Source organism: Luteibacter sp. 9133 (assembly GCF_000800155.1).
In the GTDB taxonomy this organism is placed as follows: Bacteria; Pseudomonadota; Gammaproteobacteria; order Xanthomonadales; family Rhodanobacteraceae; genus Luteibacter; species Luteibacter mycovicinus.
Genome location: NZ_JUHO01000001.1, coordinates 1,518,783 through 1,532,006, shown reverse-complemented (window position 1 = coordinate 1,532,006; position 13,224 = coordinate 1,518,783). Strand labels below are relative to the sequence as shown.

15 protein-coding genes are annotated in these 13,224 nt (G+C 63.8%); 10 read left to right on the top strand and 5 right to left on the bottom strand.

What is annotated here, in order from left to right:
• Positions 1–734: 734 nt before the first annotated feature.
• From FA87_RS06645 to FA87_RS06600, 10 genes are all read left to right on the top strand, one after another.
• Positions 735–1,460 carry a GntR family transcriptional regulator gene (locus FA87_RS06645; protein WP_043693252.1) on the top strand — a complete coding sequence of 242 codons (726 nt, stop codon included), beginning with the start codon at positions 735–737 and terminating at the stop codon, positions 1,458–1,460.
• The gene (locus tag FA87_RS06640) at positions 1,457–2,245 is read left to right on the top strand and encodes an SDR family oxidoreductase (protein ID WP_043693249.1); all 789 of its coding nucleotides are present in this window, start codon (positions 1,457–1,459) and stop codon (positions 2,243–2,245) included. Before FA87_RS06645 ends, FA87_RS06640 begins: the two co-directional genes overlap by 4 nt.
• 35 nt (positions 2,246–2,280) lie before the next feature.
• On the top strand, positions 2,281–3,213 hold the full coding sequence (locus FA87_RS06635; RefSeq protein ID WP_043693246.1) for a 3-keto-5-aminohexanoate cleavage protein: 933 nt from the start codon (positions 2,281–2,283) through the stop codon (positions 3,211–3,213).
• A gap of 18 nt (positions 3,214–3,231) precedes the next feature.
• Entirely contained in the window at positions 3,232–4,110 is an 879-nt protein-coding gene (locus FA87_RS06630) for an SMP-30/gluconolactonase/LRE family protein (RefSeq protein WP_043693242.1), read from the top strand.
• Between the two features lie 73 nt (positions 4,111–4,183).
• Complete coding sequence (locus FA87_RS06625) at positions 4,184–5,512, top strand: MFS transporter (RefSeq protein ID WP_043693239.1); 1,329 nt, start codon at positions 4,184–4,186, stop codon at positions 5,510–5,512.
• Positions 5,513–5,533: 21 nt separating this feature from the next.
• Entirely contained in the window at positions 5,534–6,856 is a 1,323-nt protein-coding gene (locus FA87_RS06620) for an MFS transporter (protein ID WP_052191190.1), read from the top strand.
• A complete protein-coding gene (locus FA87_RS06615; protein ID WP_043693237.1) occupies positions 6,853–7,554 on the top strand; it encodes a CoA transferase subunit A in 702 nt (233 codons plus the stop codon). Before FA87_RS06620 ends, FA87_RS06615 begins: the two co-directional genes overlap by 4 nt.
• Positions 7,554–8,198: a CoA transferase subunit B gene (locus tag FA87_RS06610; RefSeq protein ID WP_043693235.1), complete on the top strand. Its 645-nt coding sequence runs from the start codon at positions 7,554–7,556 to the stop codon at positions 8,196–8,198. The genes FA87_RS06615 and FA87_RS06610 overlap by 1 nt, the downstream gene beginning before the upstream one ends.
• On the top strand, positions 8,195–8,722 hold the full coding sequence (locus tag FA87_RS06605; RefSeq protein ID WP_043693232.1) for a gamma carbonic anhydrase family protein: 528 nt from the start codon (positions 8,195–8,197) through the stop codon (positions 8,720–8,722). Before FA87_RS06610 ends, FA87_RS06605 begins: the two co-directional genes overlap by 4 nt.
• On the top strand, positions 8,719–9,861 hold the full coding sequence (locus tag FA87_RS06600; protein ID WP_043693230.1) for a glycerate kinase: 1,143 nt from the start codon (positions 8,719–8,721) through the stop codon (positions 9,859–9,861). Before FA87_RS06605 ends, FA87_RS06600 begins: the two co-directional genes overlap by 4 nt.
• Here FA87_RS06600 and FA87_RS06595 read toward each other — a convergent pair.
• From FA87_RS06595 to FA87_RS06575, 5 genes are all read right to left on the bottom strand, one after another.
• Positions 9,858–10,163, bottom strand: coding sequence for a M24 family metallopeptidase (locus FA87_RS06595; RefSeq protein ID WP_275041266.1), 306 nt, complete (start codon positions 10,161–10,163; stop codon positions 9,858–9,860). The two genes, FA87_RS06600 and FA87_RS06595, sit on opposite strands and share 4 nt — an antisense overlap.
• 298 nt (positions 10,164–10,461) lie before the next feature.
• Positions 10,462–11,703, bottom strand: a complete 1,242-nt coding sequence (locus FA87_RS06590) for an MFS transporter (protein WP_239709000.1) — start codon at positions 11,701–11,703, stop codon at positions 10,462–10,464.
• A complete protein-coding gene (locus FA87_RS06585) occupies positions 11,700–12,029 on the bottom strand; it encodes a hypothetical protein (RefSeq protein ID WP_036114301.1) in 330 nt (109 codons plus the stop codon). The genes FA87_RS06590 and FA87_RS06585 overlap by 4 nt, the downstream gene beginning before the upstream one ends.
• A gap of 1 nt (position 12,030) precedes the next feature.
• Entirely contained in the window at positions 12,031–12,594 is a 564-nt protein-coding gene (locus FA87_RS06580; RefSeq protein ID WP_043693227.1) for an isochorismatase family protein, read from the bottom strand.
• Positions 12,594–13,046 carry a MarR family transcriptional regulator gene (locus tag FA87_RS06575; protein ID WP_043693224.1) on the bottom strand — a complete coding sequence of 151 codons (453 nt, stop codon included), beginning with the start codon at positions 13,044–13,046 and terminating at the stop codon, positions 12,594–12,596. The genes FA87_RS06580 and FA87_RS06575 overlap by 1 nt, the downstream gene beginning before the upstream one ends.
• Between the last annotated feature and the right edge of the window lie 178 nt (positions 13,047–13,224).

Sequence of the window (13,224 nt, the reverse complement as noted above, 5' to 3'; positions counted from 1 at the left end):
GCGCCAGGATGCTGTAGACCTCCGAAGAATGCATACCCTCAAGCTCTACGCTCGAATACGAACCCAGTCCTCGCGGAGAGAACATCAGCGATGCGAGAAATGTCTTCATCTTCGCCTCTCCAAGCCGATGAATGGGGGAATTTGGCGTGACGGCCAGATAAGCGTCCAATTGCGCCCGGGTCCGAATAGGAGCACTTATCGCGTCGAGGACCTCTTCAGAAGAGGCTGCTTCGTTCTGTGGTTGATAACTCGACGCGCACGCATCGAAGCTCAGTGCCAGAGCGAATGCTCCAGCAAGAATAATCATTTTCATGTGAGACCCTGGGAAGAAGGTTGGCTGGTGGCGCACGTACCGAAAGGTTGGTGTTGTGCCCGGGAAATGATCGCTGTATCGACCCTCACCTGGATGTAGGCGAACGACATCAATCCCGACAGGAGATCTCCCTCCGTGCCTCAGCAACCCGTCCTTAAGTGAGCGCGCTGCCAAGGTGCAGCGGCCCTGAGCCGTCTCTGAGCAGAAGCGCAGCCCGCCGCCTTCCGTGGTGATGCGCTGGCTCCATCGCCGGGACCACCCGCCAACGTTACCGAATCGATCCAGGCAAGACTGCTCGACCCTTCGCCGGGTTACGTAGCGCCAAACCTCCGTGGTACCGAGAACGCGCATGTTGCGCTGCAGCTTTTCGACGCCTCCATTTTTGTGATCACATATCAAACGTCGCAACGAAGGTCCTACGATGAGCGTCGATGCCAAAGCCCTCCCCTCGCTGACCGAAGTCACCCGCTCCACCCTCGTGGACCAGGTGTATCGGCAGTTGCGGGACGCCCTGATGAGCGGTCGGTTCGAGCCCGGCCAGCCGCTGACGATCCGAGGTCTGGCCGAGGCGCTGGGGTCCAGCCCGATGCCGGTACGCGAAGCGTTGCATCGGTTGCACGCGGAGCGCGCGTTTGAAGTGACGCAGACCGCGCGCATCCGCGTTCCGGTCATGACCGTCGCCCGCCTTCGTGAAATCCGCGATGCCCGCGTCGCCCTCGAAGGCTTGTTGGCGGAGAAAGCCGCGGCTCTCATCGACAAGAACGATCTCGCCGAGATCCGCGCGATCTACAAGCAGATGCAGGCCGCCGTCACGAGCGTGAACGTTCCGGATTACCTCTGGGCCAACTTCGCCTTCCACCGTCGCATCTACGCCGTCGCGCGCACCGAACTGGTGATCGCCGCCGTCGAGACGTTCTGGCTGCACATGGGCCCGTGCTTCGGGCTCGTCGCGCCGGACAAAGCGCATCTGCGCCGCTCGATGGAGGCGCATCGCCGCATCGTCGAGGCACTGGTGGATCGTGATGGCCCCGCCGCGAGGGCCGCCGTCGCCGACGACATCATGCAGGCCGCCGACTCCCTCACGCATTTGCTGGCCGACAGCAGCGGCCGCGCCCCCACACAAAAGAAGAAAGGAACCGAAGCATGACGATTCTCGATCGGATGGTGCCCCAGCCTGGCTTGCGTGTGCTGATCTCGGGCGGCGCGTCCGGCATCGGTGCGGTGTTGGCGGATGCCTATATCGAAGCGGGCGCCACCGTGCACGTGTGCGACGTCAGCGCCAAGGCCGTCGACGCCTTCAACGCGGCGCGTCCCGGTGCGCTCGCCACGCTGGCCGATGTCTCCGATGCCAACCAGGTAACGAATGTCTTCCGTGTGCAGGAAGAGCGCTTCGGCGGTCTCGACGTCCTGATCAACAACGCGGGTATCGCAGGACCCACCGGCGGCATCGACGCTATCTCGCCTGACGCTTGGAAGGCCACCGTCGATATCAACCTCAATGCGCAGTACCGCTTTGCCCACCACGCCGTGCCGCTGCTCAAGCAGTCCGACCGGGCGCAGCTGCTGTGCATGTCGTCGGTGGCCGGGCGTCTCGGATATGCGTGGCGCACACCCTATGCGGCGACCAAGTGGGCCGTGATCGGTCTCATGAAATCGCTGGCGTCTGAACTCGGCCCTGACGATATCCGCGTGAATGCCCTGCTGCCGGGCATCGTCGAAGGGCCCCGCATGGAAGGCGTGATCCGCGATCGCGCCACCCAGCTGGGCCTGCCGTATCCGGAAATGGAAAAGGAATACCTGAAGAAGATCTCGCTGGGCCGCATGGTCACTGCGGAGGACGTAGCCGCCATGGCGCTGTTCCTCTGCTCGCCCGCCGCGCGCAACGTGACCGGCCAGGCCATCAGCGTCGACGGCAACGTCGAATACCTCTGAGCCCCCTTCCTCCCTTTTCGTTCCGGAGTCTCCCCATGACCAAGGCCAAGCCCGTCATCATCACCTGCGCCGTCACCGGTGCGATCCACACGCCATCGATGTCGCCCCATCTGCCGATCACGCCCGATGAAATCCGTGATGCGGCGCTCGGCGCGGCAGAAGCAGGTGCCGCCATCGTCCACCTGCACGCGCGCAATCCGGAAAACGGCCAGCCCAGCCAGGACGTGAACCTGTTCCGCCAGTTCCTCCCGCAGATCAAGAAGCAGAGCGACGTGGTGATCAATATCACCACCGGTGGCGCGCCCAACATGGGCGTGGAAGAGCGCCTGCAGCCCACCCTGTTGCTGAAGCCCGAACTGGCATCGCTCAACATGGGCTCGATGAACTTCGGTCTGTACGAAATGCTGCAACGCTTCCAGGATTTCAAATACGACTGGGAACGCCCGTACCTCGAAGAGAGCGACGACCGCATCTTCCGCAACACGTTTCGTGACATCACCTACATTCTCGAAAGCTGCACGAAGAACGGCACGCGCTTCGAGGTCGAGTGCTACGACATCGGCCACATCTACGCGGCGCAGCACTTCGTGCAGCGTGGTTTGCTCAAGACTCCTGTGTTCCTGCAGTCGGTGTTCGGTCTGCGCGGCGGTATCGGTGGCGATCCGGAGGACCTGATGCATATGCGCCGTACGGCAGATCGTCTGCTCGGCAAGGACTATGTCTGGTCGATCCTCGGCGCCGGGCGCAACCAGATTCCGCTGGCGACGATGGGCCTGGCGATCGGATCCAATGCACGCGTCGGGCTCGAAGACTCGCTGTGGGACGGCCCCGGCCAGCTCGCCGCGAGCAATGCTCACCAGGTCCGCCGCATCCGCACCGTGATCGAAGCACTGGGCCACCGCGTGGCGACACCTGACGAAGCGCGCGAGATCCTGCAGCTCAAGGGCCGCAACCAGGTCGATTTCTAAGCATCCCGGGAGAGCGTCATGAAGATCGAAGTACTCGTCGACATCAAGACCACCCTGGGTGAAGGCCCGCAGTGGGACGTCGAGCAGCAGCGGCTGTACTGGGTGGACAGCATGGACGGCCGTATCCTGCGTTGCACCGCGGAAGGCAGCGAATTACGCGGCTGGGAAGTCGGCCAGAAGATCGGTTCCATGGCGCTGCGCAAACATGGCGACCATGCACTGGTCGCCATGGAGAACGGCATCCACGACCTCGATCTGGGCAACGGCGACCTGCAACTCATCGTCGATCCCGAGCCGGGCATGACCAACAACCGGCTTAATGACGGCAAGGTCGATCGCCACGGGCGCTTTCTGGTGGGCTCCATGGACATGCAGGAAGAAAAGGGCTCGGGAAAACTGTTTCGTCTCGACCCCGATCTTTCGCTGCACGTGCTGGAGGAAGACATCATCTGTTCGAACGGTCCGTGCTGGAGCCCGGACGGCAAGACCTTCTACTTCGCCGATACGTGGACAGGCGAGATCTGGGCATACGACTACGACAACGCCAGCGGCAAGGTAAGCAACCGTCGCACGTTCGCCCGGGTCGATACGTCGGGCGGCGGCGCCGCGGACGGTGCCACGGTGGACGCCGAAGGCTGCGTCTGGCAGGCGCTGGTCTACGACAGCAAGCTGATTCGCTACACGCCTGATGGCGAGGTGGACCGCGTGATCGAGATGCCGGTGCGCAAGGTCACCAGCGTGGCGTTCGGTGGCCCGGACATGGACGTCCTGTACGTCACCTCGATGGGCAAGCCGCCCTTGCCGAGGTTCCCCGGCGACGGCCAGCAGCGCGGTTCGCTGTTCGCCATCACCGGTCTGGGTATACGAGGCGTGCCGGAGCGCCGCTTCGCCTCCTGAGCCTCGCGCACGGGATTTCCACAGGATCCGATCCATCTCACTAACGGTGCCGTGACGCGCCGGGGGGAGTGTCATGTTCAAAAAAACCGAAGCACCGTTGAAGAAGATCCATCGCTTCTCGTGGGTCTCCCTGCTGGTCTGTTGGTTGATCTGGGTCCTGAATGCCTATGACCGGGAAATCATCCTTCGACTCGGCCCTACCATCTCCAAGGAATTCAACCTCAGCCCCGATCAGTGGGGCACCGTGGTCACGGTGGTCATGCTGGCTCTGGCGCTGCTGGATATCCCCGGCTCGATCATGAGCGACCGCTATGGCGCCGGCTGGAAGCGTGCACGCTTTCAGGTGCCGCTGGTCCTCGGTTACACCTTCATCTCGTTCCTTTCGGGTTTCCAGGCACTGACCGGCAAGCTCTGGTCGTTCGTCGCGCTGCGCGTCGGTGTGAACCTCGGCGCGGGCTGGGGTGAACCGGTCGGCGTCAGCAACACCGCCGAATGGTGGCCGGTGCAGCGCCGTGGCTTCGCGCTGGGTGCGCATCACACGGGCTACCCCGTCGGGGCGATGCTCAGCGGCCTGATCGCCAGCTTCGTCATCAGCACCTTCGGCGAGGGTCACTGGCGCTATGTGTTCTTCCTCGCCCTGATCGTCGCCATTCCGCTGATGATCTTCTGGGCTCGCTATTCGACCGCCGCACGCGTCGACACGCTGTACGCCGATATCGCCGAGAAGGGTATGACGCCCCCGGATCTGGGTGATGGCGTGAAGGTCGCCAAGGGCGAAACCTGGAAGACCTTTGTCGCCACGCTGACCAACCGCAACATCGCGCTCACCGCGGGCAACACGATGCTCACGCAGGTGGTCTACATGGGCGTGAACGTGGTGCTGCCGGCGTACCTGTACAACATCTCCGGCCTGTCGCTGGCGGAGTCCGCGGGCATGAGCGTGGTCTTCACCATCACCGGCATTCTCGGTCAGCTGATCTGGCCCAGCCTGTCGGACATCATCGGCCGGAAAATCACGCTGGTGATCTGCGGCGCGTGGATGGCCGCGTCGGTAGCGGCGTTCTACTTCGCCCAGAACATGGCGATGCTGATCACGACGCAGTTGCTGTTCGGCCTTGTGGCCAACGCGGTATGGCCGATCTACTACGCGGTGGCTTCCGACTCCGCCGAGCCGCGTGCCACGTCGACGGCCAACGGCATCATCACCACGGCAATGTTCATCGGTGGCGGTATCGCACCGGTACTGATGGGCGGACTCATCTCCATGGGCGGCGGCTGGAAGAACCTCAGCGGGTACATCGTCTGCTTCTTCGTGATGGCCGGATGCGCGCTCGCCGGTGTGCTGCTGCAGCTGTTTACGCGATACGGCAGCCAGCACCACAACCCACAGGCGGCCGCCTGACCGGATCCCCGGAGAACAGCCATGAGCATCCTCAGCCCGTCACAAGACACCGAACGCCTGGTCATGCGCAAGTTGATGCCGGTACTGGTGGTGGCTTACATCATCAGTTTCCTGGATCGCAGCAACATCGCGCTGGCCAAGACGCATCTTCAGGTCGACCTTGGCCTGTCGACCGTGGCCTACGGAGTAGGTGCAGGTCTGTTCTTCCTCACCTACGCGCTGGCTGAGATACCCAGCAACCTGATCCTGCACCGCGTGGGCGCGCGTTTCTGGATCACGCGGATCATGGCGACGTGGGGACTGGTCTCCGCCGCCATGGCGCTCGTCCAGGGCGAGACCTCGTTCTACGTGCTGCGGCTGTTGCTCGGCGCCACGGAGGCCGGATTATTCCCGGGCGTGATGCTCTACCTGACCTACTGGTTCGGCGAAGCATCGCGCGCCCGGGCCACGGGTTACTTCCTCGTCGGCGTGAGTCTTGCCAATGTCATCGGTGGACCGTTGGGCGGTGCCTTGCTGGGGCTGGAAGGGAAGCTCGGGCTTCATGGCTGGCAGTGGATGTTCGCGGTGGAGGGCCTGCTGGCGACAGCCTTTGCCGCCGTGGTCTTCATCACCCTGCCTGACCGCCCTGCCCGGGCGCGCTGGCTGACGCCTGCACAGCGCGATGCGCTGGAACGGCGGATCGCTGATGAGTCCGTGGCGATTGAAACGAAGCGCGGTAAGGGAGCGAGTGGGCTGGCCCGGTGCTTCACCGACCCACAGATCCTGCTGGCGATCCTGGTCTACTTCTGCCATCAGATAGCCATCTATACCGTGATCTTCTTCCTGCCCGGCATCATCGCCGGCTACGGAAAGCTGAGCGATCTTCAGGTGGGCTGCCTCAGCGCCCTGCCCTGGCTCGCCTCGGCGATCGGTACGATGACCATACCCCGGCTGGCGAACACGCCCGCACGCAGTGCGTGGCTGTTGCGCGGCGGACTCGTGCTGATGGCCGCCGGGCTTCTGATCGCCGCATGGACCGGTCCGCTCGTGGCGATGCTCGGCTTCTGTCTGGCGGCCTTCCTGTTCTTCGTCGTGCAGTCGCTGATCTTCACCTACGCCACGTCGCGACTGACCGGCCGCGGACTCGCGGGCGGTCTGGCGTTTATCAACACCTGCGGCTTGCTGGGTGGCTTCCTCGGCCCCTCCCTGATGGGCGCTGTGGAAGCGCATACAGGCAGCACGCATGACGGACTGATCGTCATCGCCGGACTGCTCCTGCTTTCCGCTATCGCCGCGACGCGACTGCGCCATGGCAGCGAGGAACGCGCGACTCCTTCCCCCGATCTTCTCAAGGTGAACCGATGAACAAGCTCTACCCCAGCGCCCAGGCGGCCCTGGCCGACCTGCTGGCCGATGGACAGACCCTGGCTGTCGGCGGCTTCGGCCTGTGCGGCATTCCCGAAGCGTTGATCGACGCCGTGCGCGAGCATGGCGCAACCAACCTCACCGTCGTCTCCAACAATGCCGGTGTCGACGGTTTCGGGCTGGGTGTGCTGCTGGAATCGCGGCAGGTATGCAAGATGGTTTCCAGTTACGTGGGCGAGAACAAGGAGTTCGAGCGTCAGTATCTTGCCGGTGAACTCGAACTCGAATTCACGCCACAGGGCACACTCGCCGAGAAGCTGCGCGCCGGTGGTTGCGGCATCCCCGCCTTCTTCACCCGTACCGGCGTTGGCACCGAAGTGGCGAAGGGCAAGGAAACCCGCGACTTCGCGGGCGAAACGTATCTGATGGAAGAGTCGATCCGCGCCGACGTCGCGCTGGTGAAAGCCGCCGTCGCCGATCGTTCGGGCAACCTGCGCTTCGCCAGCACCGCGCGCAACTTCAACCCGTTGTGCGCGATGGCCGGCAAGCAATGCGTAGCCGAGGTGGAGCGCATCGTGGAAAACGGCGAATTGCATCCCGACGATATTCATCTGCCGGGCATCTTCGTCCAGCGCCTGGTGCTGAACGCGACGCCTGAAAAGCGTATCGAGAAGCTCACCGTGACGGAGGCAAACTGATGGCTTGGGATCGCGACGATATGGCGCGCCGCGCCGCCGCCGAACTGGCCGACGGTTTCTACGTCAATCTGGGCATCGGCTTGCCGACGCTGGTGGCCAACTACATTCCCGAGGGCATGGACGTATGGCTTCAGTCGGAGAACGGCCTGCTGGGCATCGGCCCGTTCCCCACGAGGAGCACCGTCGATCCCGATCTCATCAACGCAGGCAAGCAGACCGTGACCGCCCTGCCCGGCTCGAGCTTCTTCGACAGCGCACTCAGCTTCGGCATGATCCGCGGTGGTCACGTGAACCTCGCCATCCTCGGCGCGATGCAGGTGTCCGAACGGGGCGACCTCGCCAACTGGATGATCCCGGGGAAGATGGTCAAAGGGATGGGAGGCGCCATGGACCTCGTCGCGGGCGTCGAGCGTGTCGTGGTATTGATGGAACACACGGCGAAGGGGGCGCATAAAATTCTCCACGAGTGCAGCCTGCCCTTGACCGGCGTCGCGGTCGTCGACCGGATCATCACCGATCTGGGCGTACTCGATGTCACGGCCGATGGCCTGCGACTGGTCGAGCTCGCGCCCGATGTCACCCTCGATGAATTCCGTGAAGCCACCGGCTGTACCGTGCACGCCCCAGATGGAAACACCCCATGAAATACCAGCTCGGCGACACTCGCGTAAACGCACATCCGGACAGCTGGATCGCACCCCAGGCTGTGGTGGTCGGCAACGTTCACCTGCACGCGGGCGCCAGCGTGTGGTTCAACGCGGTGGTACGCGGCGACAACGAGCCCATCGTCATCGGCGAAGGCAGCAACGTACAGGATGCCGCCGTCCTGCATAGCGATCCCGGATCACCGCTGACCATCGGCAAGGGCGTCACCATCGGTCATCACGCCATGCTCCACGGCTGCACCGTGGGCGATCACACGCTGATCGGGATCAACGCCGTGGTGCTCAACGGCGCCGTCATAGGCAAGCACTGCATCATCGGTGCGAATGCACTGGTGACCGAGGGCAAGCAGATTCCCGACGGCTCGCTGGTCGTGGGCTCCCCGGCAAAGGTTGTACGCGAACTCAGCGACGAGCAGCGCCAGGGTCTCGAAGAGAACGCGGCCCACTACGTCGCCAATGCCGCGCGTTTCGCCGCCGGGCTGACGCCGCAGGACGATGCGTGAAGATCGTCATCGCGCCGGACTCCTTCAAGGAAAGCCTCGACGCCTTATCGGTTGCGCGGGCCATTCGTGATGGCCTCGCCGATGTGTGGCCCGATGCCGACTACGTGCTGAAGCCGATGGCCGATGGTGGCGAGGGAACCGTCGACGCCGTGATCGCATCGACGGGTGCGCAACGTCTTTCCCGGAAAGTGTGCGGGCCGCTGGGGGATCTCGTGGACGCTACATGGGCCTGGCACGCCGACACGAGGACGGCGACCCTCGAGATCGCCGAAGCCAGCGGCTTGATGCGTGTGCCGCCGGATCGCCGCGATGCGGCGCGGGCCGACAGCTACGGCACCGGCGAACTCATGCGTGCCGCACTCGATCACGGTGCAAGGCGCATCGTCGTCGGACTCGGCGGTAGCGCGACCAACGACGGTGGCGCCGGTTTGCTTCGTGCGCTTGGCGTGCGCTTTCTCGATGACACGGGGAGTGCCCTGCCGCCCGGCGGCCTCGCGCTGGGCGCACTGCACCGGCTCATCCTCGATGACCTCGACCCACGTCTGCGTGACGTTGAGCTGATCATAGCGAGCGACGTCGACAACCCGCTGTGCGGCGCGTCAGGGGCGTCGGCGGTGTTCGGGTTGCAGAAAGGCGCCCATGCCGCATTGGTACCGCAGCTCGACGCCGCTTTGGCTCGACTGGCGTCCGTACACGCAGCGCAAACCGGCAAGGACTGGAGCGGAACGCCCGGTGCCGGTGCGGCTGGCGGAGCCGGCTGGGCGATGCTCGCCGTGCTTCGGGCGACGCTGCGCCCCGGCGTGGCGCTGATTGCGGAGATGAACGGCCTGGAAGACGCCATCGATGGCGCTGACCTCGTCATCACCGGCGAAGGCCGTATGGACGCCCAGACTGTCAGGGGCAAGGTGCCCTTCGGTGTCGCGCGCCTGGCGAAGGGCCGGAACGTGCCTGTGGTGGCCCTGGTCGGCAGTCTCGGCGAAGGCTATCGGGACCTCTACGGACACGGCCTCACCGCGGCGTTCTCGCTGGTCTCGCGGCCGATGTCGCTGGCGGAGGCCATGACCGACACCTCCTCGTTGCTTACGAGTCTGGCCCGGGACGTGGCGCGGCTGATGGATGCCTCGCACCCTACGCGTTAGGCCTCGTCCAACAGGCACAGAGGTACTTCACCCGGGCGAAGTGTCAGCACCCGCACGCCCTTTCGCGTGACCGCTACCGTATGTTCGAACTGGGCGGAAAGACTGCCATCGCGCGTATACACGGGCCATTCGCCGTCGCGCGAGAGAATGGCGGAGCGGCCCTGATTCAACATCGGCTCGATCGTGAACACCATGCCCTCGCGTAGCTCCAGGCCGGTACCGCGACGGCCGTAATGGAGGATCTGGGGATCCTCGTGCATCTCCCGGCCGCCCATGGGGCCTCCCGAGGTTCTGCAGGGCATACGTAACGTATATGGATCATATTCGAAGCATTTATGCCGTACAAAGGCAGGCGAGGCCGACGATCAACCCCCGGAAAAGTGAAAGGCGCCAGCGCATCGTGCGCCGGCGCCTCTCGGTCCACACAGGGGGAAGTGGACGCCTCCAGCATGCTGCGACGGATGTCGGCCAAGTGTGACGCAGCGCACAACGTGGCCTGCTGCCGGAAATGCGTGGGTAGAAATGAGAAAAGGCGACCGGGATCACGCCGTATGGAGGACGTGTGATGCAGTAAGGCGCTGACCGATTGAGTTGAGATATTTAACCAGACCTGCGAAAGCTGGCTTCATGGTGCGCGTCAGACAGCATCGTATAAATCCCGACGCCAGCGGCCATCAGCCCCGAAGCCGCCCCCACGCCCAGCGCCCAGCGCGGCCCCATATGATTGGCCACCCATCCGACCATAGGTGCCCCGATCGGTGTCCCGCCCAGCGCGATACCCAGACGCAGCGCCATGACCCTGCCCCGCATCGCGGCGGCGGTAGTCAGTTGCATGAGGCTGTTGGTCGTATTGGTGAAAGTCAGGGCGGCCACACCGATGACGACAAGGGCCGCGGCGAAAAACCAGTAGCCCGGCGCCACTGCGGCCAGTGCGCAGCCCAGACCGAAGACCGCCGAACCGACCAGCAACGACGCAAAGCGCGGCTTATCGCGCCCGGCTGCCAGCAAGGCGCCGGCCAGCGTGCCGACAGCCATGATCGACGACAGAAGCCCATAGCCCCGCGCGTCGGTATGGAACACCCCGACGGCCATCGTCGAAATAAAGATCGGGAAATTCATACCGAACGTTCCGATCAGGAACAGCATGACCAGAATCGCCTTGAGATCGGGCCTGCCCCACACGTAACGCAGCCCATCGGTAAGACTGCCTTTGGTGCGTACGGCACGCGTCCTCGCATGCAAGCTGTCCACGTGTAGGAAAAACAACGACCCCAACACCGCGAAGAAGCTGATGCCGTTAAGCAGGAACGCCCAGCCCGTGCCCACTGAAGCGATCACCAGACCGGCGACGGCCGGCCCGATCATGCGCGCCGCATTGAACGAGGTCGAATTCAGCGCCACGGCGTTCGGCAGGTCATCATCACCAACGAGGTCGGCCACGAAGGTCTGGCGTACCGGGGCGTCGAAAGCCGAGGCACAGCCGGAAGCGAACGCGAACAGATACACGTGCCACAGTTGCACGACGCCGAGCACGGTCATCAGCCCGAGTGCAAGGGCGAGCAGACCCATCGTCGCCTGTGTCGCCATCAACAGGGTACGGCGGTCGTAGTGATCGGCGGCGAAACCCGTCCACGGCAACAGGAGCAACTGCGGTCCGAACTGCAGCGCCATGACGGTACCGACCGCTGCGGCGTCATGGTGAGTGAGTTGCGCGAGAACCAGCCAGTCCTGGGCGGTGCGCTGCATCCACGTTCCAATGTTCGACACCAGCGCACCCGCCGCCCACATGCGGTAGTTAGGGCTTTTCAGTGAACGAAAAACACGTGTTTTCGCGGCACTCACGAGCGCTCAGGCACACGGCCACCGTGAAACTGCCCGAAGTGCCGGGCCGAGTGCAGGCTCATGACGAGCACGCCAAGACCGAGAACCACGACATCTACCGTCTTCTTCATGTCGATGTCGCCGGTACGGCAGACCAGCACGTAGCCGATCACCAGATTGGCAATACCCCACACCACGTTCACCGTCGAAGAAGACAGCCCCTTGCCCGGCGGCTTGGCGAACGGACTCTGGAACGACTCACCCATCACGCCGCCGACAAAATGCGGCACGGCATTGGACAGAAATGCACCCCCGAAAAACAACGAAACCAGATGCTGCCAGGGCATGTCAGACACTCCTCGTATCGAGTAGATCGATGATTTCCTTCGTCGCTCCCGTCTCGCCCAGCCGTGGGAAAACGTGATTGATGCTGTATTCGTGTGCTTCGGGCCGCGCATCAGTCATCGCGTCGATCGCCAGGGTGACGTTGAAGCCTTGCTCGTAGGCCTGCCGCGCCGTGGATTCGACACCGGTCCCCGTCGCCACGCCGGCCACGACTACCTGGGTCACACCGCGCGCTCGTAATGTGCTTTCGAGGTGAGTGCTGGCGAAAGCACCCCAGGTTCGCTTCGTCACGACGATATCGCCGGGTTGTTGATCCAGCTCAGGGATGAAATCGGTCCAGCCTGGCGGCCGGGATGTCATGCGAGGTGGTCGCTCCGTGCGACCGGGCGCGGCACCTGCCACGTTCACCAGCACCACAGGCAGGGCTCGCTGGCGGAATGCCGCGAGCAACGCGCGCGAGCGCTCAATGACATCCTCGATGGGATGGGCCAGCACGGCGCCAACAATGCCCTTCTGCAGGTCGACGACGATCAGCGCCGTCTGCGGATCAAGCTTCGTAAGCGCCATCAGAAGTCCGCCAGCCGCTGCAACAGTTTCACGGCGGCCGCCAATTCGCGACGTTCCTGTGGCGACAGCTGCGCCTCAAGCGCGCGAAACAGCCAGTCTTCCTTGGCGGCTCTGACCTCGGTGACTTTCTTGCGAAACCCCGCCGTCAGCTCGATAAGCGTTTGCCGCCCATCGGTCGGATCCGGCGTGCCCGTCACGGCTTTCATCGTTTCCAGCGTGCCCACGGTCACCCGCATGGACTGCGGGCGCACGCTTTCGGCCCGGGCCAGAGCGGACACCGTGGCCGGGCCGTCGCGCTCAAGGCGGAGCAGCACCGATTTCTGGGCGGCCGTCAGGTCGTGTGCCTGGGTTTGCTCACGTACCCGGCGGATGAGCTTGCCAAGCGTGATGCGCAGGTCACCGGCGAGGGCCACGGAGGGGGCGGTATCGGGAGTGGACGAGGGTTTGACCATGCACCCACGGTAGCATGCGTACAGGTTATATGTACAGTCTACCTGTATACAGGCCAGCAGCTAAGGTAATGGCTTGGCTCGGGTAGGAGCCAAACCTGTTGGCGATGGCAGGTCGCGGCAAGCACCCTGTCGCCAGCAGGGCTGGCTCCTACCAGAGCCAGGCCGCGATCAGCGTGTT

What these genes read in the sequence shown, in the direction of transcription:
- FA87_RS06645 (WP_043693252.1), top strand. Translation starts at nt 735, where the DNA reads ATGAGCGTCGATGCCAAAGCCCTCCCCTCGCTGACCGAAGTCACCCGC.
- FA87_RS06640 (WP_043693249.1), top strand. Translation starts at nt 1,457, where the DNA reads ATGACGATTCTCGATCGGATGGTGCCCCAGCCTGGCTTGCGTGTGCTG.
- FA87_RS06635 (WP_043693246.1), top strand. Translation starts at nt 2,281, where the DNA reads ATGACCAAGGCCAAGCCCGTCATCATCACCTGCGCCGTCACCGGTGCG.
- FA87_RS06630 (WP_043693242.1), top strand. Translation starts at nt 3,232, where the DNA reads ATGAAGATCGAAGTACTCGTCGACATCAAGACCACCCTGGGTGAAGGC.
- FA87_RS06625 (WP_043693239.1), top strand. Translation starts at nt 4,184, where the DNA reads ATGTTCAAAAAAACCGAAGCACCGTTGAAGAAGATCCATCGCTTCTCG.
- FA87_RS06620 (WP_052191190.1), top strand. Translation starts at nt 5,534, where the DNA reads ATGAGCATCCTCAGCCCGTCACAAGACACCGAACGCCTGGTCATGCGC.
- FA87_RS06615 (WP_043693237.1), top strand. Translation starts at nt 6,853, where the DNA reads ATGAACAAGCTCTACCCCAGCGCCCAGGCGGCCCTGGCCGACCTGCTG.
- FA87_RS06610 (WP_043693235.1), top strand. Translation starts at nt 7,554, where the DNA reads ATGGCTTGGGATCGCGACGATATGGCGCGCCGCGCCGCCGCCGAACTG.
- FA87_RS06605 (WP_043693232.1), top strand. Translation starts at nt 8,195, where the DNA reads ATGAAATACCAGCTCGGCGACACTCGCGTAAACGCACATCCGGACAGC.
- FA87_RS06595 (WP_275041266.1), bottom strand. Translation starts at nt 10,163, where the DNA reads ATGCCCTGCAGAACCTCGGGAGGCCCCATGGGCGGCCGGGAGATGCAC.
- FA87_RS06585 (WP_036114301.1), bottom strand. Translation starts at nt 12,029, where the DNA reads ATGCCCTGGCAGCATCTGGTTTCGTTGTTTTTCGGGGGTGCATTTCTG.
- FA87_RS06580 (WP_043693227.1), bottom strand. Translation starts at nt 12,594, where the DNA reads ATGGCGCTTACGAAGCTTGATCCGCAGACGGCGCTGATCGTCGTCGAC.
- FA87_RS06575 (WP_043693224.1), bottom strand. Translation starts at nt 13,046, where the DNA reads ATGGTCAAACCCTCGTCCACTCCCGATACCGCCCCCTCCGTGGCCCTC.